The 20,906-nt window shown below is 68.5% G+C and carries 22 protein-coding genes; 5 read left to right on the plus strand and 17 right to left on the minus strand.

The genetic code is table 11. The features are described 5' to 3' along the window. Positions 1 to 15: 15 nt before the first annotated feature. Both QJS31_RS21600 and QJS31_RS21605 read right to left on the minus strand, forming a co-directional pair. On the minus strand, positions 16 to 807 hold the full coding sequence (locus tag QJS31_RS21600; RefSeq protein ID WP_306357542.1) for a DJ-1/PfpI family protein: 792 nt from the start codon (positions 805 to 807) through the stop codon (positions 16 to 18). Beyond that, entirely contained in the window at positions 804 to 1,868 is a 1,065-nt protein-coding gene (locus QJS31_RS21605; RefSeq protein ID WP_306357543.1) for a GlxA family transcriptional regulator, read from the minus strand. The genes QJS31_RS21600 and QJS31_RS21605 overlap by 4 nt, the downstream gene beginning before the upstream one ends. A gap of 28 nt (positions 1,869 to 1,896) precedes the next feature. Here QJS31_RS21605 and QJS31_RS21610 point away from each other — a divergent pair, with 28 nt between their 5' ends. After that, a complete protein-coding gene (locus tag QJS31_RS21610) occupies positions 1,897 to 2,352 on the plus strand; it encodes an SRPBCC domain-containing protein (RefSeq protein ID WP_282785523.1) in 456 nt (151 codons plus the stop codon). A gap of 45 nt (positions 2,353 to 2,397) precedes the next feature. Here QJS31_RS21610 and QJS31_RS21615 read toward each other — a convergent pair whose 3' ends face one another. The 4 genes from QJS31_RS21615 to QJS31_RS21630 all read right to left on the minus strand — a co-directional run bounded on the left by QJS31_RS21615 (position 2,398) and on the right by QJS31_RS21630 (position 5,688). Beyond that, a complete protein-coding gene (locus QJS31_RS21615; RefSeq protein ID WP_306357544.1) occupies positions 2,398 to 3,255 on the minus strand; it encodes a DUF1524 domain-containing protein in 858 nt (285 codons plus the stop codon). 151 nt (positions 3,256 to 3,406) lie between these two features. Next, positions 3,407 to 3,898 carry a hypothetical protein gene (locus QJS31_RS21620; RefSeq protein WP_306357545.1) on the minus strand — a complete coding sequence of 164 codons (492 nt, stop codon included), beginning with the start codon at positions 3,896 to 3,898 and terminating at the stop codon, positions 3,407 to 3,409. A 128-nt stretch (positions 3,899 to 4,026) separates the two neighbouring features. Beyond that, the gene (locus QJS31_RS21625; protein ID WP_306357546.1) at positions 4,027 to 5,148 is read right to left on the minus strand and encodes a nitronate monooxygenase family protein; all 1,122 of its coding nucleotides are present in this window, start codon (positions 5,146 to 5,148) and stop codon (positions 4,027 to 4,029) included. 129 nt (positions 5,149 to 5,277) lie between these two features. Next, positions 5,278 to 5,688 carry an NUDIX domain-containing protein gene (locus QJS31_RS21630; protein ID WP_282785527.1) on the minus strand — a complete coding sequence of 137 codons (411 nt, stop codon included), beginning with the start codon at positions 5,686 to 5,688 and terminating at the stop codon, positions 5,278 to 5,280. A gap of 72 nt (positions 5,689 to 5,760) precedes the next feature. On the opposite strand from QJS31_RS21630, the gene QJS31_RS21635 reads away from it, so the two are divergent. Then, positions 5,761 to 6,699, plus strand: coding sequence for a patatin family protein (locus QJS31_RS21635; RefSeq protein ID WP_306357547.1), 939 nt, complete (start codon positions 5,761 to 5,763; stop codon positions 6,697 to 6,699). 238 nt (positions 6,700 to 6,937) lie between these two features. Then, positions 6,938 to 7,672, plus strand: a complete 735-nt coding sequence (locus QJS31_RS21640; protein WP_306357548.1) for an alpha/beta hydrolase — start codon at positions 6,938 to 6,940, stop codon at positions 7,670 to 7,672. A gap of 82 nt (positions 7,673 to 7,754) precedes the next feature. Here the strand turns inward: QJS31_RS21640 and QJS31_RS21645 are convergent, their stop codons facing one another. From QJS31_RS21645 to QJS31_RS21670, 6 genes are all read right to left on the minus strand, one after another. After that, entirely contained in the window at positions 7,755 to 8,984 is a 1,230-nt protein-coding gene (locus tag QJS31_RS21645; RefSeq protein WP_306357549.1) for an FAD-dependent oxidoreductase, read from the minus strand. Between the two features lie 103 nt (positions 8,985 to 9,087). Beyond that, the gene (locus QJS31_RS21650; RefSeq protein ID WP_282786157.1) at positions 9,088 to 9,432 is read right to left on the minus strand and encodes a hypothetical protein; all 345 of its coding nucleotides are present in this window, start codon (positions 9,430 to 9,432) and stop codon (positions 9,088 to 9,090) included. Next, positions 9,425 to 9,727: a hypothetical protein gene (locus tag QJS31_RS21655; protein ID WP_282786156.1), complete on the minus strand. Its 303-nt coding sequence runs from the start codon at positions 9,725 to 9,727 to the stop codon at positions 9,425 to 9,427. Before QJS31_RS21655 ends, QJS31_RS21650 begins: the two co-directional genes overlap by 8 nt. Positions 9,728 to 9,835: 108 nt before the next feature. Continuing rightward, complete coding sequence (locus tag QJS31_RS21660; protein ID WP_282786155.1) at positions 9,836 to 10,981, minus strand: serine hydrolase; 1,146 nt, start codon at positions 10,979 to 10,981, stop codon at positions 9,836 to 9,838. 67 nt (positions 10,982 to 11,048) lie between these two features. Beyond that, a complete protein-coding gene (locus QJS31_RS21665; protein ID WP_306357550.1) occupies positions 11,049 to 12,152 on the minus strand; it encodes a winged helix DNA-binding domain-containing protein in 1,104 nt (367 codons plus the stop codon). Positions 12,153 to 12,235: 83 nt separating this feature from the next. After that, positions 12,236 to 13,399, minus strand: a complete 1,164-nt coding sequence (locus QJS31_RS21670) for a thiolase family protein (RefSeq protein ID WP_282778559.1) — start codon at positions 13,397 to 13,399, stop codon at positions 12,236 to 12,238. Between the two features lie 75 nt (positions 13,400 to 13,474). Between QJS31_RS21670 and QJS31_RS21675 the strand changes: the two genes are divergently transcribed. Together QJS31_RS21675 and QJS31_RS21680 are read left to right on the plus strand one after the other, a co-directional pair. Continuing rightward, entirely contained in the window at positions 13,475 to 14,140 is a 666-nt protein-coding gene (locus tag QJS31_RS21675; protein WP_306357551.1) for an HdeD family acid-resistance protein, read from the plus strand. A 79-nt stretch (positions 14,141 to 14,219) separates the two neighbouring features. Next, positions 14,220 to 15,845 carry a flavin monoamine oxidase family protein gene (locus tag QJS31_RS21680; RefSeq protein ID WP_282778555.1) on the plus strand — a complete coding sequence of 542 codons (1,626 nt, stop codon included), beginning with the start codon at positions 14,220 to 14,222 and terminating at the stop codon, positions 15,843 to 15,845. A 35-nt stretch (positions 15,846 to 15,880) separates the two neighbouring features. Here QJS31_RS21680 and QJS31_RS21685 read toward each other — a convergent pair whose 3' ends face one another. The 5 genes from QJS31_RS21685 to QJS31_RS21705 form a co-directional block, all read right to left on the minus strand. Continuing rightward, positions 15,881 to 16,759, minus strand: coding sequence for a phosphoribulokinase (locus tag QJS31_RS21685; RefSeq protein WP_282778553.1), 879 nt, complete (start codon positions 16,757 to 16,759; stop codon positions 15,881 to 15,883). A 52-nt stretch (positions 16,760 to 16,811) separates the two neighbouring features. Next, positions 16,812 to 17,882, minus strand: coding sequence for a class 1 fructose-bisphosphatase (locus tag QJS31_RS21690; protein ID WP_282778551.1), 1,071 nt, complete (start codon positions 17,880 to 17,882; stop codon positions 16,812 to 16,814). A gap of 16 nt (positions 17,883 to 17,898) precedes the next feature. Then, a complete protein-coding gene (locus tag QJS31_RS21695) occupies positions 17,899 to 18,852 on the minus strand; it encodes an AAA family ATPase (RefSeq protein ID WP_306357552.1) in 954 nt (317 codons plus the stop codon). A 131-nt stretch (positions 18,853 to 18,983) separates the two neighbouring features. After that, positions 18,984 to 19,406, minus strand: coding sequence for a ribulose bisphosphate carboxylase small subunit (locus tag QJS31_RS21700; protein ID WP_282778547.1), 423 nt, complete (start codon positions 19,404 to 19,406; stop codon positions 18,984 to 18,986). Positions 19,407 to 19,429: 23 nt separating this feature from the next. Next, the gene (locus QJS31_RS21705) at positions 19,430 to 20,872 is read right to left on the minus strand and encodes a form I ribulose bisphosphate carboxylase large subunit (protein ID WP_029927633.1); all 1,443 of its coding nucleotides are present in this window, start codon (positions 20,870 to 20,872) and stop codon (positions 19,430 to 19,432) included. Positions 20,873 to 20,906: the final 34 nt, after the last annotated feature.

Raw genomic sequence — 20,906 nt, forward strand, 5'->3', positions numbered from 1 at the left:
GTCGTTCGCGGGCGATCAGGTCTGGGATTGTTCCAGGACGGCCAGTGCGCGGTCGCGGAGGTCGGTGGTGGCCCGGGTGGGGTCGCCGGAGTCGAAGGGAGGCTTCGGGTTGTACTCGATGGCGAGTTGGATGGCGCGGGCGGTGTCCTCGTCGGTGAGTAGGGACGCTAGGTAGAGTGCCATGTCCAGGCCGGCGGAAACGCCTGCGGCCGTGATGAATTTGCCGGAGCGGACGTAGCGGTCCCGTAGATAGGTGACCGGGTAAGTGGATTCGAGGTAGGGGGCCGATGCCCAGTAGGTGGCCGCCTCCCGTCCGTCCAGCAGACCGGTCGCGGCGAGAACCACCGAACCGGTGCAGACCGCGGACGTCCAGGTCGTGGTGGCGTCGATCTCCCGAATCCATTGCAGCAGCGCGGAATCGCGGATGGCGGCGGTGGTCCCGCGGTTCCCGGCGCCGGGTATCAGCAGGACGTCCAGCCGATCCACCTCGGCGCGGGCCCGCTCGGCGACCACGGCCACGTCGCCGGTGTCGGTGCGCACCGGCCCGCGCCGCTCGGCGATCATCGTCACCCGAGCGCCCGGGATTCGGGACAACACCTCGGCGGGACCGGTGGGATCGAGGAGGCTGAAGCCGTCGTAGAGCACGATCCCGATCTCCGGCCCGGCACCGTCCGGCCTCGCCTGGGCCGTGGCGGCGAAGGTCGTGGCGAGTCCGGCCGCGGCCAGCGCCGCGCTGCCGCGCAGCACCTGTCGGCGCGTTCGCCGCGGCGGATGCGATGTCGTGGAGAAGGTCGAGTAGTCGGTCACGACACCGGAGTGTCGTCGCCGATGTCGGTGCGGACCACCGGCATGTCCGCCATCTTGCGGATCGTGTCCCCGTTCATGCCGTAGTGCCCGTACAGCGCCGCCCGCAGCGTCTGCGCCGAGGCGAAGCCGCACCGTCGGGCGACGGCCGCCAACGGCAGGTCGCTGTGCCGGACCAGGTGCGCGGCGGCCTCGGCGCGGGCCGCGCGCACCGCCCGCGCCGGGGTGGTCCCCAGATGCGCGAGGAACAACCGGGACAGGTGGCGGGTGCTGACGCCGCCGCGCGCCGCCAGCACGCGCGGTGAAAGATCCTGCGCCAGATTGCTCGCCACGTACCGCATCAGCTCGTCGACCAGCCGGTCCTCGGTCGGCGGCGTGGCGAGGTACATGCTGAGCTGTGCCTGATCGGCCGGACGGTGCACGTAGGTGACCAGCTCCCGGGCGACGGCGCGAGCCAGGGCGGAGCCGTGATCGTCGGCGATGAGCGAGAGTGTCAGATCGAGCGCGCTGGTCACTCCGGCGGAGGTGTAGACGTCGCCGTCGCGCACGTACAGCGGTGCGGTATCCACAGCCACCTCCGGGTAGCGGGCGGTGAGGTCCGCGCCGTAGGCCCAGTGCGTGGTCACCCGCCGCCCATCCAGCAGTCCGGCGGCCGCCAACAGCGATGCCCCCGTGCAGACCGCCGCGATGCGTCGCGACCGGCGCGCCACCCGCCGCACCTGATCGAGGAGTCGACCGTCCGCGGCGGCCGCATCGGCGCCGGGGCCGCCGACGACCATCAGGGTGTCGATCGCACCGCCGACGGTTTCGAGTCGGCCGCTGCCCATGGGAATGCCCGCTGAGGTCCGTACCGCTCCCCCACCCACCGAGACCAGGTCGATCGCGTACCCGGGGTCGGCCCCGAACCGATTCGCCAGATCCCAAGCCCCACACGGGCAGGCGATATCGAGAATCTGCGCGTCGTCATAGGCGATGACGAGCATCCGGCGTACCGCGTCCACTCGGCCACCGTAACGGCGGCCCTGCCGCACCCCGGCCCGGACCCGCGACCACGGGGTGAACATGTTCCAGTTTGTGCGCTAGTGTTCCGACATGCCCTTGGTGATCGACAAGAGCGTCGAGATCGACGCACCCGCCGAACTGGTCTGGCAGGTGCTCACCGACGTGGACCGCTACGGCGAGTGGAACCCCTTCGTCCTCGGCTGTGAGACGACGCTGGAGCCCGGCTCGCCCATCGATATGCGCGTGCGGCTCATCGGCCCGCGTCCGCGCACCCAGCGGGAGTTCATCCGGTCCCACACGCCGGGAAAGGAATTCAGCTACACCATGAAGCCGGTGCCGTTGGGCACCCTGCACAGCGAGCGCTCGCACACCGTCACCGCGCTGGACGCGGACCGCTGCCGCTACGATTCCCACTTCGCCCTCGCCGGGTGGCTCAGTCCGGTGGTCACCGCGATCATGGGCGGTGCGCTGCGGCAGGGATTCGCGGGGATGACCGACGCGGTCAAGCAGCGCGCCGAATCCCTGCGGGGCGCGCTGCGCGACTGATCCGCGGCGGCCGGACGGGCCGCCATCCGCGGTGTTCGCCGGCCGCTACGCGCAGGCGATGCCGTCCCCGTTGCCGTCCAACTGGGGCCGGTAGCCGGGTTCGCCCCGGCGCAGCGGTGCGGCTCCAGCGGCGCGGACCTCGTCGCAATTGGCGTAGTGCACGGTCGATGTCGTGCTCGGTGCGGCGGTGGGGGCGGCCGCCGTACAGGTGGCCAGCACCCGCGCCATGGCGTCACGTTCGTCGCGGGTGACCCACAGGCGGTAGGCGGCCTTCACCTCGATCTGCTGCGCCACGTAGGTGCACCGGTAGTCCTTGCGGGGCGGAAGCCATTGCGAGGCATCGGAGTCGCCCTTGCCCTGGTTGGTGGGGCCGTCCACGGCGATCAGATTGCGCGGGTCGTTGGCGAGGTTGCGCCGCTGTTCGGCGGAGAGTTCCTGCGCACCGGTCAGCCACGCGTTGCTCAATGCGACGATGTGGTCGATCTGTACGGCGGCGCTGGTCTCGCGGCCCTGCTTGAACTTGATGGTCCGCCCGGTGTACGGGTCGGCGAGGGTGCCGCTGAGCACCTTGCAGCCGCCGCTGTCCAGTTTCACGTCGGTGAGGTCGCGGGCCAGGATGTCGTTGCGGGTGTCGCAGCCGTTGCCGCCGCCGTCGATGCTGACGTCATCGGTCCAGGCCGAGCCGAATTTCTCACGGTCGTAACCGTTCTTGGACGCCCAGTCCCGCACCGGCAGCGCGTCGAGCTGACTGCGCGCCGTGGCGACCCGGCCGGCGGGGTCGGTCGTGGTGGGTGCCGGTTCCTCACCCACCACGGTGAGCACGAATGCCAGCAGGACGAGCAGGCCGGTAATGGCCAGGGGCAGGATGAGTTTCCGCGCGCGCGACGACTTCTTCTTCAACATGTTCCGACCACCGTCGCAATCCACCTGACGAAACTTCAAGCCGCACGGTCGGTTCGGAGATGGTTCTCACACTGTGGCGACACACGGGCTGTCTACATCTTGGGGCGCAACGAGATCGAGAGCAAACCGGCGACACCCGCAATCGGGCGTTTCACTCCTGCGCGAGTGCGAGGAGATAGACCGCCTCGACCGCACCCACCAGCACCGCCACCGGAATCGGCCACCACGGTCCGCCGCGGTCGAGCAGGCGCACGGCCAGATGCCGTTGCACGGTGCCGATTCCGGCGAGCAGCGCCACCCACACGGGCAGCAGCGCGATACCCACCGCGGCGTGAACCGCCCATGCGCCCGCGAGCGTGGGCCCGCCCCATGCATCCCCGTACGCACCGCTCGTCACGAGCGGATACGCGAAGCCGCGCACCGTCGTGGCGGTGGCCGGGAGCGCGACGAACCAGGCGAGCAGTCCGATCACCGCGGCCAGCACGGTATGCGTCCGTGCCCGCGGGCCCGACGGTCGAATCTCGATCGCCGACCCGAACGCCCAGCGCGTCAGCCGAACCCGACGGTCGACCGATGCGAAGGCGATCGGCAGCGCTGCGACTGCGTAGCCGGCGGCCCGCAGGGCGCGGTGAACGGTGGACACGGATCGAACGTAACGAGCGAACGCCTCGGACGGCAGGGTGCTGGCCACACCTTCCGTATGGGTGCCACCCGTGCGGAACTCGGCGGTGCGGCGAGCCTCGCTGTGTCCGAGGCGCGCTGGGGTACGTATCAGGCGTTGTTGAGCTTGTTCAGCCGTTCACACGCCTCGAGGTATTCGGCGATGAGGCGCTGCACCACATCGGCGGAGCGCTCGACCTTGTTCATCATGCCGACCACCTGGCCGACCGGATTGAAGTTCACGTCCTTGGCGGCCTCCGGGTAGCGGTGGCCGCGTTTGACGCCGTCGAGCGCCACCATCATCTGCAGCGGCATGGGCAGCGGGTCCGGGTTCTCCGGGTTCTCCCACGCATCGGTCCAGTCGTTGCGCAGCATGCGGCACGGCTTGCCGGTCCACGCCCGCGAGCGCACGGTGTCGTGGCTGCTGGCGTCGATGTAGGTCTGCATCTGGGCGGGCGGCACATTCGCCTCCTCGACCGTCAGCCACAGCGAACCGGTCCACGCGCCCGCCGCACCCATGGCCAGCGCCGCGGCGATCTGGCGGCCGTCGGCGATACCACCGGCGGCCAGCGCGGGCATATCGCCGATGGCGTCGATCACCTGCGGCCACAACACCACCGAGGACACCTCGCCGCAGTGGCCGCCACCCTCGGTGCCCTGCATGACCACGAAGTCCAGTCCGGCGCGCTTGTGGTTGAGCGCGTGCTTGACCGAACCGCACAGCGCGCCGATGAGGCGACCGGAGTCCTGGATCTGCTTGATCACGTCATCGGGCGGGGTGCCCAGCGCGTTGGCGACCAGTTTGGCCTTGGGGTGCTTCAGAATCACCTCGATCTGCGGGGCGACCGTGGTGGCGGTCCAGCCGAGCAGCTGGTTGTGCTTCTCACCGTCGGGCAGATGCGGCACCTGGTGGTCGTCGAGGATCTTCTCGGCGAAATCGCGGTGGCCCTGCGGAACCAGTTCGGCGAGTTTGGCTTCCAGCTCCTCGGGGCTCAGGCCCTCGACGCCCTTGCCCTCGTACTTGGACGGAATCACCAGGTCCACGCCGTAGACGCCGGTGACGTGCTCATCCAGCCAGGCGAGTTCGACCTCGAGCTGTTCGGCGGTGAATCCGACCGCGCCGAGCACGCCGAGTCCGCCGGCATTGCTGACCGCGGCGGCCACGTCGCGGCAGTGGGTGAAGGCGAAGATCGGGACGTCGATGCCCAACCGGTCGCAGATCTCGGTACGCATGGGGTGCTGGACTCCTCTGGTCACTGTCCGGGTACGTAGTCCCCATCACAGTAGAACATGTTCTAGATTCTGACCAGAGTCGCCACCAAGGCCGATGAGTCGGTGTGGACAACCTGTTCTATTGTTCGGTCAGCGGGCGGCGAGCAGGCCGTACCGCACCAGGTCGTCGAAGAGCAGTTGATCCACCGGAGGCACCTCCTCGCGCTGTGCGTAGGTGAACCATGCGATCTCGTCGATCTCACTGCTCGCGGCGACCGTCCCGGTGTATTCGGCGGTATAGCAGGCCATCCGGACCACCACCTCCGGCAGCACCGCCTCGTAGGTGCCGACATGGTCGACGGTGTCCGGCAGCAGCGCGACCGTCAGCTCCTCCTCGATCTCCCGCAGCAGCGTCTGGAGATCGGTTTCCGCGCCCTCGCGCTTGCCGCCGGGGATGTAGAAGACGTCCTTCCCGCGCGGGCGGGCGCACAGGATGCGGCCCCGCTCGATGCGCACCCAGGCCACCGTGTCGATGAGTTTCCGTGCGGGTTCGGTTCGCATTCGCCGCAGCCTACTGCGCGCAACCATGTGCTACACATGCTAGGTAATGTCTCAAACCTGGAGGGTGTCTCCGTGACCGTCGCAGCTCTCATCGCCCAGCGGCACCGCGACGGCAGCCGTCCCGGGGCGCGCACCGACGACGCCCGGCTGGCCCTGGTGATCGAGGGCGGTTCCACGCGCGGCGCGTATTCGCACGGCATGGTGACCGCACTCGAGCAACTGGGCCTGACCGACTGCTTCGACGCGGTCTACGGCGCGTCGGCCGGTGCGCTCAACGGCGCGTGGCTGCTGTGCGGGCGCGCGGCCGACGCCTGGCGCGCCTGGCATCCCACGGTGATCAACCGCGTCATCTCCCCCGCCCGCGCCCTGCGTGGCGGACCGGTGGTCGACACCCGCTTCCTGGTGCACTCGGTGTACGCGCACATCGTGCCCATGGATTTCCCCGCGATCCTGGCCAACCCGATCACCTTCCACCCCATAGCCACCGACACCGCCGACGGCGCGGCCGTCGACCTGCACCCGTATCTCACCGACCCGCCCGCCCTGCAACGTGCTCTCCGAGCCACCACCTGCCTGCCGATCCTGGCGGGCCGCTCGGTCCGCCTCGGCGACCGCAGCTACGTGGACGCCGGGCTCTCCGAATCCGTCCCGGCGCGAACGGCCTTCGCTCGAGGCGCGACCCACGCGCTGGTGCTGCGCACCCGCCGCGCCGATGAACCACCCACCATCCCCTCCCGCCTGGAAACCCGCACGGTCGCCCGCTTCCTGTCCCGCCACGCCCCCGGCACCGTCGACTCCTGGCTGATCCGCGGCGAACTCCAACGGCGCGAGGAATCCGACATAGCAGCGAACCCGGCGGTGCTCCAGATCCGCCCGCCCGCGGGTTCGCCGTCCATCGGTCGCATCGGCCGCGATGCCACCGTCATCCGCCGCGCACTCGACCTCGGTCGCGAGGCGGTCATCGGGGCACTGGCACCCCATCTGCCCGCCCGACTGGCATCCGGTGCGTAAAGGCACGCACCGCGATACCTGTGCCCATCGTTTCCAGTGCGCATCCGCTGGCGACGCAACCGCGGCATAACCTGTTGGCGGACCGCGGCGGCCGCTGCTACGTTTTCGGAGGCCGTGCACGAACGAGGAGGTGGTACCCGTGAACGCAGTATCGACATGGGTGCTCCCCTGCGGGGTCACGGTCGGGCGATAGGGGTCGTCCGGGAGCTCCGTTCATGCACTCCCGAAAGGCACGACCATGCAATTCACCGCTGAACAGCGCTTCGATGACGGCGTCCTCGAACGCGAATTCACCCTCGGCGAGATCCCCGGCATCCTGTGGACGCCCGCATCCGCCGCCCCGCCGACCCCACTGATCCTGCTCGGTCCTCCTCCACTCGGGCTGCGGAAGGTGTACCCGCGACTGCTGGCCAGGGCTCGGAACGCCGTGGCTGGAGGCTACTCCGCGGTCACCATCGAACTCCCCGGCGGCGGTGTTCGACCCCGGAATGTCGTGGTCGAACAGGCCGTCGCCGACCTGCGGCGGGCCCTGGCGGAAGGTGGGCCGGTCACCGACGACATCATCGACCGGCTCGTCCTCCCGCTGCTCGACCCGGCGGTGGCCGAATGGCGGGCCACCCTGGACGCCGTCCTCACCCTGCCCGGTATCCGCGGTCCGGTCGGGTATTCGGGCGGGCTGATCTCCATCGGTACCCGGCTGGCGGTGGCCGAGCCGCGTATCGAGGCCGCCGTGCTGTTCTCCGGAAGCTATGTGCCCCGCACCATCTTCGAAGAGGCCCGGCAGGTCACCATTCCGCTGCATGTTCTGCTGCAATGGGACGACGAAGGAAACGACCGGCAGATGGCCCTGGACCTGTTCGACGCCTTCGGCTCCGAGGAGAAGACATTGCACGCCAATATGGGCGGGCACACCGGCGTCCCGCACTACGCCGGGGACGAGGCGGGCCGGTTCTTCACCCGGCACCTGAGGTGAGCCCGGGCTGTCGGCCGACATGAACGGCTACGACCCGAATTTCGGTCGTCCACAGTCGGCTCGATCGCAGGCTCGAGCCGCTCTACTCTGGTGACTCACCCCGCGCGAATTCGGGTGTGCGCTCCGGGCGAATGCCGATTCCGCCGAAGTACGCGGTGAGCCCGGCCAGGGCGGGAATCCGCTCCAGCAGGCGCAGGGGCGCGGGGAGACCGTCGAGGGTGCCGTCCAGGCAGGGGCGCAGCAGCATGTCGTGTTCGCCGAATTGCTGTCGTTGGACGGCGGCGGTCGGCAGCCAACGCCGCTTCTGCACCTTCGCCAGGTCGGCGGTGGTGAGGGTGCCGGAGCGCAGCGGGGCGGCGAGGATGCGGGCGGCGGCCACGGCGTCCTGGATCGCGAGGTTCACGCCGACGCCGCCGACCGGGGACATGGTGTGCGCGGCATCGCCGAGGCACAGCAGTCCGTCGGTGTACCACCGGGGCAGCCGACCCATGGTGACGCGCAGCAGTTTCACGTCGTCCCAGGATTCGATGGCGGCCACCGTCGCGTCGCCCCAGCCGAACAGTTCGGCCAGTTCGCCGCGCAGCCACTCGATGCCCCGGGCGCGCAGCCGCGCGTCCGCGCCTTTCGGAATCAGATAGGAGGTCTGGTAGTAGTCGCCGCGATCCATGGTCACCGCCGCCCGCCCCGCCTCGAAGCGGGCGAAGACCTGACCGTCGTGCCGGTCCCCCGCGCCCGCCGGAATGCGCAGCCACCAGACGTCCATGGGCACCTCGAAGGTGTCCTGCCGTAGTCCCGCCGCGTCCCGCACCACCGAATCGCGCCCGTCGCAGGCGAGGACGAGATCGGCGCGCAGTTCCGTGGTGGAGCCGTCGGTCTCGCGCAGCCGGACGCCGGCGATCCGGTCGCCTTCGTGCAGCGTTCCCATCACCTGGGTCGCCATGCGAATGGTGAAAGACGGCTCCGCACACGCAGATTCGGCAAGCAGATTGAGGAAGTCCCACTGCGGCACCATGGCGATGTGCCGATGCGGCCCCGGAATCCGGGTGAAGTCGGCGGCCACCACGGTGCGGTCGCCGATGTGCATGCGCATCCGCTCCAGCTTGCGCTGCGGCAGTGTCGCGAACTTCTCCCCCAACCCGAGTTCGTCGAGCAGACGCAACGTCGACGGATGCACGGTGTCACCCCGGAAGTCCCGAAGAAAGTCACCGTGCTTCTCGACGACGGTCACCCGCACCCCGGCCCGCGCCAACAGCAGCCCCGCCATCATCCCCGCCGGTCCGCCACCCACTACACAGCATTGCGCGTATTTCACAGCCGTCCAACCCCTTTGCGATTTCTACTACAATAAGTAGTAGTCCAATCGTCGATGGGGTTCAAGCGATCCGCCGAGCCGGTCGTTGCGGTCTGGCGGCAGGTCAGGATGCCTTGCGGCTGTCGTCGTTCTCGTGGTGGGCGATCACGGCGAGCAGTTCGCGTACCCAGGCGGGCCGCTGTTTGCCGATTCCGGCGGTCGCGATGTCGTTCTCGATCAGCGAGCGGATATACGCCGACTGCGACATGCCCAGCGCCGTGGCTCGGGCCTTGCACGCTCGGTCCAGGTCGTACGGCATCTTGATCGAACGGGGAACGAACACCGGTTCGGCGTCGGGGCCGATGGCGATCCCCAGCTCCTTCTCGGTCACTGTCTCGCCGGTGAGTTCGAGTCGGTCCTTGATCGCCGCCACTTCGGCGGGGCTCATCTCGTGGAACGGGTCAGTCATGGTGGGTCGCCTCCCAGCGTTCGAAGTCGGCGATCTGCTCTTCCGTGAGATAGGTCGCGTCGAAGATGTAGATGTCGCGGCCGGTGTGGCGGGCGTAGGCGGCGATGGCCCGGCCGTTGTCCGCGCGGCCGGAGATGACGAAGGTGCGCAGCCCGGTCGCGGTGTCCGTGGCGAGCTCGAGCCGAACCCGCCGCGTGCCGGTTTGCCAAGCGTTGACCATCTCGAACACCTCGTCGATGTCCACACCGGTCCTCGCCAGCAGCTGCGCCAACGCCCAGTACCACACGATCGCCACATCGGCAGACTACCGACAAGACTACCAGCATGGGCATGGATCGCACTTGCGCGGACTACCGCGGTCGGTAGCGGTGTGTCGTGCGACAGCCCGCGACGGTCGTCCGCGTCAGGGGCACAGGGCGTGCGACAGCAGGCTCATGGTGTCCTGGCGCTCCTCGATGACCTCGGTCATGGTGATGGTGACGGCCCGGCCCTCCGGAGTCGCGCCGGAGACCGTGATGAAGCCGTAGATGCCCCCGGTGTGACCGAAGTACCGTGCGCCGCAGGGTAGTTCGGCGACCCCGATGCCGAGTCCGTACTGGAAGGGATCGTCGGCGGCGCGGGGCAGGCCGTCGAGCATCTCGCGCAGCTGGGCCTCGGCGACGATCTTTCCGGCCAGCAGGGCGGCGTAGAAGCGATTGAGGTCGTTGCCGGTGGAGACCAGGGCTCCGGCCGCCCACGGCACGGACGGCTCGATGCGGGTGACATCGGTGGGCACGCCGTCGACGGGCGCGTATCCGTGTGGATGCGGCCCCCGGATGTCCAATTCGCCGGTGGCGGGCAGATACGTATCGGGGAGCTGCGCGGGGATGGTGATGCGCCGCGCCAGTTCCTCGGCGTAGGGCCTGTCCGTGAGCTTCTCGACGAGCATTCCGGCCACGAGGTAGTTCGTATTGGTGTACTCGTACCGCTCGCCGGGGGCGAACTGCGCCGGATTCCGCAGCGCGATGGCCACCTCCTCGGCGGGGGTGAACGTGCGTCCCTCCAGGCCCGCCCGGTACTCGTCGATCTCCGGTTCGGAGCTGAATTCCGGTAGCCCACTGCGATGTTGGAGCAGCTGGCGAACCGTGATGGCCTTGCCGTCCACGCCGTCGCCCACCAGGAGTCCGGGTAGATACGTGTCGACCGGCTCGTCGAGGCTCATCTGCCCCTCGGCCGCCAATTGCAGGACCAGTGCCGCCACGAAGGTCTTGGCGATACTGCCCACCCGCACCTGCTGCGGCGGCGCGAGCGGTATCGGCTCCCCTGTCTCCCGGTCGGCGACACCGGCGGTGAGGGTCACCGTCTGCCCGTTCTCGGTCAGTGTCGCGATCACCCCGGCGATCCCCGACCGCACCAACGCGTCGATATCGGCGCGCACCTGCTCCACCCGAGCGGGCGACACGGTCGTCGGCGGCCCGGCCACGGTGGGCCCCGCGGCGGAATCGATTGCGGAGCAGGCGGCCACGGGCAGCAGCGCCAGCGCGACAGCGGCGATCGGCACGATCCTCATGCACCGACGGTAGAAAGCCGTACCGCCGCAGCGCATCCGGTATGAACCCTGAGAATTCCCCGATCTTTCACGCGGAACGAATGCGGGTCAGCGGCTGACCGGTGGCCCGAGCGATGTGCGGCAACTCGGCCTTCAGTTCGGGCAGCGGCGCATCGTCGAACATGGCGACCACGAGGTCGTCCGCGTCGGTCTCCCACGTTCCGGCGATGCGGCCGTTCACGAGCACGAGCGGGGCGATCCACCCGGCGGTGCGGCTCACCTTCGCCCGATGATCCCCGGACAGCAGTTCGGTGTCCTTGGTGCCGGGGCCGAGGACGTACTGGTCGAACGCGCCGAGCAGACGAACGGATGCGGCGGGCGCGGTCGCCGCCAGTTCGTCGGCGTGCTCGGTGAGGATGAAGGCATCTCGCCCCTGTACGTCGACCGTGGTGAGGCGGTCACCGAGGTCGGAGAACCATTGCCGCAGAATGCCTTTGCGAATGCTGCCACGGGACAGCCAGGCGTCGAACGCCTCCGGCGTGCTCGGGCCGTACGCGCCGAGATACGCCGCGATGACCTCCGGGGCGGCGGCATCGGGTTCGGGAATGCCGGGCCACTCCGGAATCAGGCTCGCCGGATGGGTGAAGGTGACCGCATTGCCCTGTGCGGGGCCGTGACACAGCGCGCCCTGCCAGGCCAGCGGTTTGAGCAGCGCACCCCATCCCGAGCGCAGCTCGGCCACCATGGACTGGAACCGCCGCTGCGCGGTGAGCGCCGCGACCAGTTCCTCGCGGGTCAGCACCGCCCCGTCGAGAATCCCGGAGACGGCCTCCACCAGCGCCGCCACGTCGTCGGGTGTGGCCCCGAAAGCCTTCTGCCAGGACGCTTTCTCCCAGGTCCGCGCGGACGCCATCAGCGACAGCACGGCCGCCGCCGACCCGGGCGGCAGCGCGTGCAGGGTGCCCCGCATGGCCCACGTCTTCACCAGCGTGCCCTCGTCCAGCGCCCGCACCACCGCGCCCGGCTCCCCCGTCGACCGCCGCACCGCCACCGCGGTCTCGGCCGCGGAGGTGACCTGCGCCTGCACCCCGCACAGCCGCCGCGCGATCTCCACGACCCCGACCTCGCCGCGCGGATCGACGAACTGCCGCCGCATCCGCCACGCGAACACCTGATCCCACGACACCCGCACCGCTCGCCCTCCTACCACCGATGAAGCGGCTCTCACCCTACGGCGATCGACCGACACCCAGATGGACTCCGCTGCGGGAGCGCTCAGAGGCGTTCCACGACGGTGGCGTTGGCCAGCCCGCCCGCCTCGCACATGGTCATCAGGCCGTAGCGACCGCCGGTCTGCTCCAGGTGGTTGAGCATGGTGGCCAGGATCCGGGTGCCGGAGGCGCCCAGCGGGTGCCCGAGCGCGATCGCACCGCCGCGCGGATTCAGCTTGGCCGGGTCCGCGCCCAGTTCGTGCGCCCACACCAGCGGCACCGGCGCGAACGCCTCGTTGACCTCGTAGACGTCGATATCGTCGATGCTCAGGCCCGCCTTGCCGAGCGCCTTGCGGGTGGCGGGCACGACCGCGGTCAGCATGAGCAGCGGATCGTCCCCGGCCACGGCGAAGGAGTGGAAGCGGGCGCGCGGGGTGAGGCCGAGTGTGTTCGCCTTCTCCTCGCTCATGATGAGCGTGGCCGACGCCCCGTCGGTGAGCGGCGACGAATTGCCGGGTGTGATCGACCATTCGATCTCCGGGAACCGCGCCCGATACCGCTCGTCGACGAATGCGGGCCGCAGTCCGGCCAGCCCCTCGGGCGTGGTGGTGGCCCGGATGGTCTCGTCGGCGGTGAGCGTTCCGGCCGCGACGAGTTCCCGGTCGAAGCCGCCGGCGGCGGCGGTCTCGGCGGCCAGCCGGTGTGAGCGGGCGGCGAATTCGTCCAGGGCGGCCCGGTTCAGCTTCCAGCGGGCGGCGATGACCTCGGCCGAAATACCCTGCTGTACGAGCCCTTCCGGATACCGCCCGGCGATGGGCGCGTAGATGTCGACACCCTGGGTATTGGAGAACATTCGCACCCGCGACATGGATTCCACGCCGCAGGCGATGGCGATGTCGTAGGCACCGGCCAGCACGCCCTGGGCGGCGAAATGCGCGGCCTGCTGACTGGACCCGCACTGCCGGTCCACGGTGGTGGCGGGCACCGATTCCGGGAACCCGGCCGCGAGTAGTGCGATGCGGGAGATATTGCCCGCTTGCTCACCCGACTGCGTGACGCAACCGCCGATCACATCGTCGATCAGTGCCGGATCGATTCCGGTGCGCTCGACGAGGCTTTCCAACACGCCCGCCAGCAGGGTGGCCGGGGCGATATCCGAGAGGCCACCACCGGGTTTGCCCTTGCCGGACGGGGTGCGGACAGCGTCGACGATGACGGCCGAGGTCATGACTGCTCCTTCTTCGGTCCTGCCGGGAACAATGAGAATCCCGGTTAACTTCAGTTACTCTACCGCAGAAGGGGCGTGGCTCCCGGTCACAACGGTCTTACAACACAAGGCAACCTCCCCGCCAATGACCTCACCTGTGCTTATTCTGTCGCCATGACAACCAGCAAAGAGGAAGTGTCGGAAGGGCCGCTCACTATGCTGGCCCGCAGTGCCTGGCAGTGGATTCTGGTCACCGGCGTTCTCTCGGTGGCGCTCGGTATCATCATCCTCGTCTGGCCCGGGAAAACCCTGGTGGTCGCGGGTGTCCTCTTCGGTATTTATCTGATCGTCTCCGGTATTTTCCAGCTCATCGCCGCCTTCGGCGGGCATATCAGCACCGGGATGCGCATTCTGGCGTTCATCAGCGCCATTCTGTCGTTCATTCTGGGCTTCTTCTGTTTCCGCGATGAACTGAACGCGATCTGGCTGCTGGCCATCTGGATCGGCATCGGCTGGATATTCCGCGGCGTCACCGTGCTGGTCACGGCGATCGCGGCGGAGGGCATGCCGGGTCGAGGCTGGTCGATCTTCTTCGGCATCCTGCTCGCCATCGCCGGCGGCTGGCTCATCGCGGTGCCGTTCGCGTCGATCAGCGCACTGACGCTGGTGGTGGGCTGCTGGCTCATCGCCATCGGCATCATGGAGATCATCTCCGCGTTCCAGGTGAAGAGCGACGCCAAGGGACTTCCCCGCGAACTCTAGCAATCAGCATTGTCACGTCCATTCCGGCGGCCGTATTCCTCGTGGGACGGCCGCCGGCCGATGTTCGGAGGTGTACGTTGTGATCATTCGACGGCGAGATCTGTTGCGTACCACCGCTGTCGGCGGTGTGAGCCTGGCGCTCGGCAGCGTGCTCGGTGCCACCATCGCGGGGCGGGAGCGCGATGCGGTGCTATTGGCCCCGACCAGAATCACCGACGCCCGGCTGGGTCGGGCGCGGCTGGTGGCGCGGGACATCCTGGGAGTGGACGAGTCGGGCGCGAATCTGCGGACCCGCTACGGTCATCTGCTCCACGGCGGCGGCCCGGAACCGGCAGCGCAGCCCCTCGATATCGCGGTCGTGGGCGCGGGCGTCGCCGGTCTGGCCTCGGCCTGGGTGCTGGCCCAGGCCGGTCACCGGGTCGTGGTGCTGGAGGGTTCGGACCGCATCGGCGGCCGCATCCGCACGCTGCGCGACGAATTCGCCCGCACCGGCGGTCACGCCGAAGCGGGTGCCATGCGCATTCCCACCACGCATGCCCTGACCATCGGCATGCTGCGTCGGCTGGAGTTGCCCACGCGGCCGTTCCTGCTCGGCCACCCCGAGCGCACGGTGCAGGCGGGCGGGCGGCTGTCGACCCGGGCGGAATACGATCGGGATCCCGCCACCATCGCCGCGGTCTTCGGCCTGGACGCGGTCCCCGGACGCGCCCTGCTCGACGACGCGCTGACGGCGGCGCGCATCGACGCCGGATCCGATGTCGAGGACTGGACCCGCTTCCTGGCCCGCTACGACGAACTGTCGCTGCGGGATTGGCTCACCGCGCGGGGGTTGACCGACAACCAGATCGACTACGTGGGATCCACCGAGGGCCTGACCGCGCGCATGGGTCTGAGCCTGACCCACAACATGATGACCGCGACCTATCTGAAGCCGGGCACCGAACTCGTCGAAGTGGTGGACGGCACCGATCGGCTGACCTCGGAGCTGGGTTTCGCGGCGGTGGCGGCCGGGGTGGACCTGCGCACCGGCGCGGAGGTCACCGCCATCGACGGTGGCGACGCCCGCGTGCGCGTGACCCACGGACCGGACGCGGCCGTGCTCGAGGCCGACCGCGTGGTGGTCACCGCACCGTTCTCGCTGCTGCGGCATCTGACCTTCCGTCCGCATCTGTCCTACGGCAAGCAGCGCGCCATCGCCGAACTGCACCACGACGCCGCCACCAAGACCTTCCTGGAGTTCTCCACCCGCTGGTGGGAAGGACACGGCGGGGTGGATGTCACCGATACCGCGCCACGGGTCACGGTGTACCCGTCGCATCCGGTCGGCGACGGCGGCGTCGTCATCGCCTCCTACACCTGGTCCGACGACGCCCGCGCCTGGGACGCGTTGACCCCGCGGCACCGCGCCGCCGAATGTCTGGACCACCTCGTCGAGCGCTACGGCGACCAAGTCCGCGCGGCCTGGACCGGCGGTTACGCCTCGCACTCGTGGGCGCAGGACCGCTGGGCGGGCGGTGAGGCCGCGGTGTACCTGCCCGGTCAGGCCGTGGAGATCGGACCCGACACCCGCACACCGGAAATGGACGGCCGGGTCGTCTTCGCCGGAGACGGCACCTCCACCCGCGGCCGTGCCTGGATCGAGGGTGCGCTGGAGAGCGCGGCCCGCGCCTGCGCGGACCTGGGCGTCACCGTGCGCCAGACCTGACGCACGCCGTGCGATCGTGCATCGAGTGCCGGGACCTACCGGGATCGCTTGGGCCGCTTGTCCATCAGCCGCAGGATGAGCGGGGTGAAGATGAGCTGCATGGCCAGATCCATCTTGCCGCCCGGCACCACGATGCAGTTCGGCCGCGACATGAACGAATCGTGCAGCATGGACAGCAGATACGGGAAGTCGATCACTTTGGGGTCGGCGAAGCGGATCACCACGAAGCTCTCGTCGGCGGTGGGTATCGTGCGCGCGGTGAACGGATTCGAGGTGTCCACGGTCGGCACCCGCTGGAAGTTCACGTAGGTCCGGGAGAACTGGGGACAGATGTACTTCACGTAGTCGGGCATGCGTCGCAGGATGGTGTCGATGATGGCTTCGCTGGAGTACCCGCGTTCGGTCTTGTCGCGGTGCACCTTCTGAATCCATTCCAGATTCACGATGGGCACCACGCCCACCAGCAGGTCCGTGTACCGGGCGACATCGAGGGTGTCGGTGACGGCCGCCCCGTGCAGGCCCTCGTAGAACAGCAGGTCGCTGCCGGGCGACAGTTCCTCCCACGGGGTGAAGGTGCCCGGCGGCTGCCCGTAGGGTTTGGCCTCGTTCTCGTCGTGCAGATAGCGGCGCACCATGCCGACGCCGGTCTCCCCGTAATCGCGGAACAGCGCCTCCAGCTCGGCGAGCAGGTTCGCTTCCGGCCCGAAGTGCGAGAAGGACAGATTCCGCTGCTGTTCGGCCTCGGCCATGGCCATGCGCATCTCGTTGCGGTCGTAGCGGTGGAACGAGTCCCCCTCCACGATCACCGCGTTGATCCCCTCCCGGCGGAATATCTCCTGGAACGTCCGCGTGACGCTGGTCGTCCCGGCACCGGACGACCCGGTGATCGCGACCACGGGATGTTTGACCGACATGGAACCTCCTCGATTGCCGGACAACGGAATTGACCCCGATGGAGCGGCCCGGTCAGCGGCCCGCCGACCGGAACAGCGAGCGTGTGCCGAACAGCGAGGCGTCGAAGGACGGCCCCTCCTCGGGTTCGCGGTGGTAGCGCTCGATGCGCTCGACCTCGTTGCGGGAGCCGAAGATGAACGGGATGCGCTGGTGCAGCTCTTCCGGCCGCACCTCGAGCACCCGTGCATCGCCCGTGGTCGCCCGGCCTCCGGCCTGTTCGACGACGAAAGCGATCGGGTTGGCGCCGTACAGCAGCGAGACCCGCGGCGGCCGCTTGCGGGTGTCGCGCGGGTACAGGTACACCCCGCCGCGGGTGAGGATGTGGAAGATGTCGGCGACCAGTGAGGCCACCCACCGCATATTGAAGTCGCGTCCGCGCGGCCCGTCCACGCCTTCCAGGCATTCGTGCACGTAACGGCGTACCGGCCGCTCCCAGAACCGCTCGTTGGAGGCGTTGATGGCGAATCCGGCGGTGTCGTCGGGAATGCGCATGCGCGGATGGGTGAGCACGAACGCGCCGATCTCCCGGTCCAGGGTGAATCCGTCCACCCCGTCGCCGGTGGTGAGCACCAGCATGGTGGCGGGCCCGTACAGGGTGAACCCGGCGCACACCTGCTGTGCGCCGGGTTGCAGGAAGTCCGCGGCCGTCGGTTCGCGCCCGTCCTCGGGGGCGCGCAGCACGCTGAATATGGTTCCGACGGGCAGGTTCACATCGATATTGCTGGACCCGTCGAGTGGATCGAAGGCCAGCAGGTACTTGCCGCGCCGCACTTCGCTGGGCACCGTGTGCACTCCGCTGAGCTGCTCGGAGACCAGCGCGGCCAGTGGCCCGGTCCACTGCGTCTCGGCCACCATCACGTCGTGGGCGATGGCGTCCATCTTGCGGTGCACCGTGAGCGGCAGATTGTCGGCGTCGGCGGCCCCGAGTGAGCCCACGATGGCACCTCGCGTGACCCGATTGGCGATGATTTTGGTTGCCGTGGCCAGCACATTCACCAGGGCCGAGAATTCCCCGGAGGATCCGGGATGCCGGTGCTCCTGCTCGATGGTGTAGCGGGTGAGGGTTTTCAGTCCTTCGGGCACGGGCCCTCTCATTTCATCACGGGGACGGCCCTTCCTGCGGGGCGTCCGCGAATACACTGCTGCCGTAGACGTCACTGTCGATGAGGGTGATCAGGTCGTCCCGGCCGACCGGACGGTGCAGTTCGACCAGCCGCTTGGCCTGGCGCAGGCGGCAGCGGTCCAGGGCATTGCGCACGCTGCGGGCATTGGCGAAACGCGGGCGCGCCATCCGTAATTCGAGGTAGCGCGAGAACGCGGCCACGGCGAGCTCGTCGAAGCGGAAGTTCTCCTGTCGCACCATGAGCTGGGCGATGCTCAGCAGTTCCGCGTGGGTGTAGTCCGGGAACTCGATGTGGTGGGCCACCCGGGAGGACAGGCCGGGATTGGCGGAGAAGAAGGTCTCCATCCGGTCCGGGTAACCCGCGAAGATGACGACGAGGGTGTTGCGCTCGTTCTCCATCTCCTGCAACAGGATCTCGATGACCTCCTGGCCGTAGTCGCGCTCGTTCTCCGGCCGGAACAGGTAGTACGCCTCGTCGATGAACAGCACGCCCCCGGCGGCCTTGGCGAGCGCCTCCTTGGTCTTGGGCGCGGTGTGCCCGATGAACTGGCCGACCAGATCGTCGCGGGTGACGGTGTGCACCTTGGGTTTCCGGATATAGCCCAGCGCGTGCAACATCTCGGCCATGCGCAGTGCGACGGTGGTCTTACCGGTGCCCGGCCCGCCGGTGAAGCTCATGTGCATGGTGGGCCGGGTCGCCCAGAGGCCGAAGCGCTCACGAGCCCGGTCGATCAGCAGCAGTGACGCGATCTCGCGTACCCGGAGTTTGACATTGGCGAGGCCGATGAGTTCGGCGTCCAGCCGAGCCAGGGTGTCTTCGACGTCCTTGCCCGCGATATCGGTGGACAGGTCGAGCACGGCGTCGTCGGCGAGCAGGTGGTCGGCCGCCGGATCCTCGGATCGAGGATCCGGCGCGGCCGAACCGCGCATCGGGCCGGGGCTCGTGACCCCGGGACGGTGCATCTGAAACCCGGTCGCCGGACGTTCGGATGCAGGCTTCCGAACGGGCGGCGCCGTGTGGCGATCTGTACTCACAATCGGCCTCCCGCAGGGTAGTACGGTCAGTCTCGATACCGGTCACCGGGTGGGACCTCGGTGGCATAGGCATGAAAACCATAGCGCTGCAACCTATCCCGGCCTTCGGCGCGGTCGAGCCGGAATCCCGGCTCGCTGGGCGGGCGCTGCACCAGGAAGCTCAGGGCGGTGGTCTGCCGCCCGTAGCTCGCGTCATAGGCGTTGACCCGGATGTAGTGGCGCGGGAAGGTGGCCCGGCAGGCGTTGATCTCCGCGAGCACTCCGTCGGGTTCGTCGAGATCGAACAGCGGCAGCCCCCACATCTCCCAGTAGCTGTTGCGGGGATGAGGATCGTCGGTGTACTCGATGGATACCGGCCAGTTCTCGAGCAGGGCGTAGCGCACCTGGGCGGCGATATCGGCATCGCTGAGTTCGGGCAGATGGGAGAAGGTGCCCTGACGCAGATACATTGCGACTCCTTGTCGTCGAGCGGTCAGCGGCTGGCCGTGGGCACGGCGTCGGGCGCGTCGGTGGAGGTGTAGTCGAAGGTGACATCACCCCAGGTGGCCAGCGCCACCTCGAGCGGACGGCAGTGCTCGGCCGCCTGGCGCAGCACGTCCGGTCCCTCCTTGAGCAGGTCGCGACCTTCGTTGCGCGCCTTCACGACCGCCTCCAGCGCGACCCGGTTGGCCTCCGCGCCCGCGGCGATGCCGAACGGGTGTCCGATGGTGCCGCCGCCGAACTGGAGGATCACGTCGTCGCCGAACAGGTCCAGCAACTGGTGCATCTGCCCCGCGTGGATGCCGCCGGAGGCCACCGGCATGACGCCGGGCAGGCTGGCCCAATCCTGGTCGAAGAAGATGCCGTTGGTGGGGTTGGCCGGAATGTAGTTGTCGCGCAGGGTGTCGTAGAAGCCCCGCACCGTGTGCGGATCACCCTCGAGCTTGCCGACGACGGTGCCCGCGTGCACATGGTCCACACCGATGAGGCGGCACCACTTGGCCAGCACCCGGAAGCTCACGCCGTGGGTCTTCTGCCTGGTGAACGTGGAGTGTCCGGCGCGGTGCAGGTGCAGCAGCATCCCATTGCGGCGTGCCCATTTGGCCATGGACTGCATGGCGGTGTACCCCACGGTCAGGTCCATCATGATGATCACGCTGCCCAGGGATTTGGCGAACTCGGCCCGCTCGTACATGTCCTCCATGTCCGCGGCGGTCACATTGAGGTAGTGCCCCTTGAGTTCCCCGGTTTCGGCGATGGCGCGGTTGACGCCCTCCATGGCGAACAGATAGCGATCCCGCCACCGCATGAACGGCTGCGAGTTGATGTTCTCGTCGTCCTTGGTGAAATCGAGACCGCCCTTGCATGCCTCGTATACCACACGTCCGTAGTTGCGGGCGGAGAGTCCGAGTTTCGGTTTCACGGTGGCGCCGAGCAGTGGCCGCCCGTATTTGTTGAGATACTCCCGTTCCATAACGATTCCGTGCGCCGGACCCTGAAAGGTCTTGACATAGGCCACCGGAATGCGCATATCCTCCAGCCGCAATGCCTTGAGCGGTTTGAAGCCGAAAACATTGCCGATCACCGAGGAGGTGAGATTGGTGATCGACCCCTCCTCGAAGAGATCGAGATCGTAGGCCACATAGGCGAAGTACTCGCCGGGACGGCCGGGCACCTCGTCGACGCGGTAGCACTTGCCGCGGTACCGGTCGTGCGCGGTCAACCGGTCGGTCCACACCACCGTCCAGGTGGCGGTGGAGGATTCGCCCGCGACGGCGGCGGACGCCTCGACGGGATCGACGCCCTGCTGCGGGGTCACCCGGAAGACGGCCAGCACGTCGGTATCCTTGGGCTGATAGTCGGGAGCGTAGTATCCCATCGACGCATAGGACTGCACGCCCGGATCCCACCGGTCACGTTCTGGTGTGTCAGCCATTGTTCCTCCTGCTCGCGCCGGTGGTCGACTTGCG

The organism is Nocardia sp. CC213A, assembly GCF_030766805.1.
GTDB classification, from domain to species: Bacteria; Actinomycetota; Actinomycetes; order Mycobacteriales; family Mycobacteriaceae; genus Nocardia; species Nocardia otitidiscaviarum.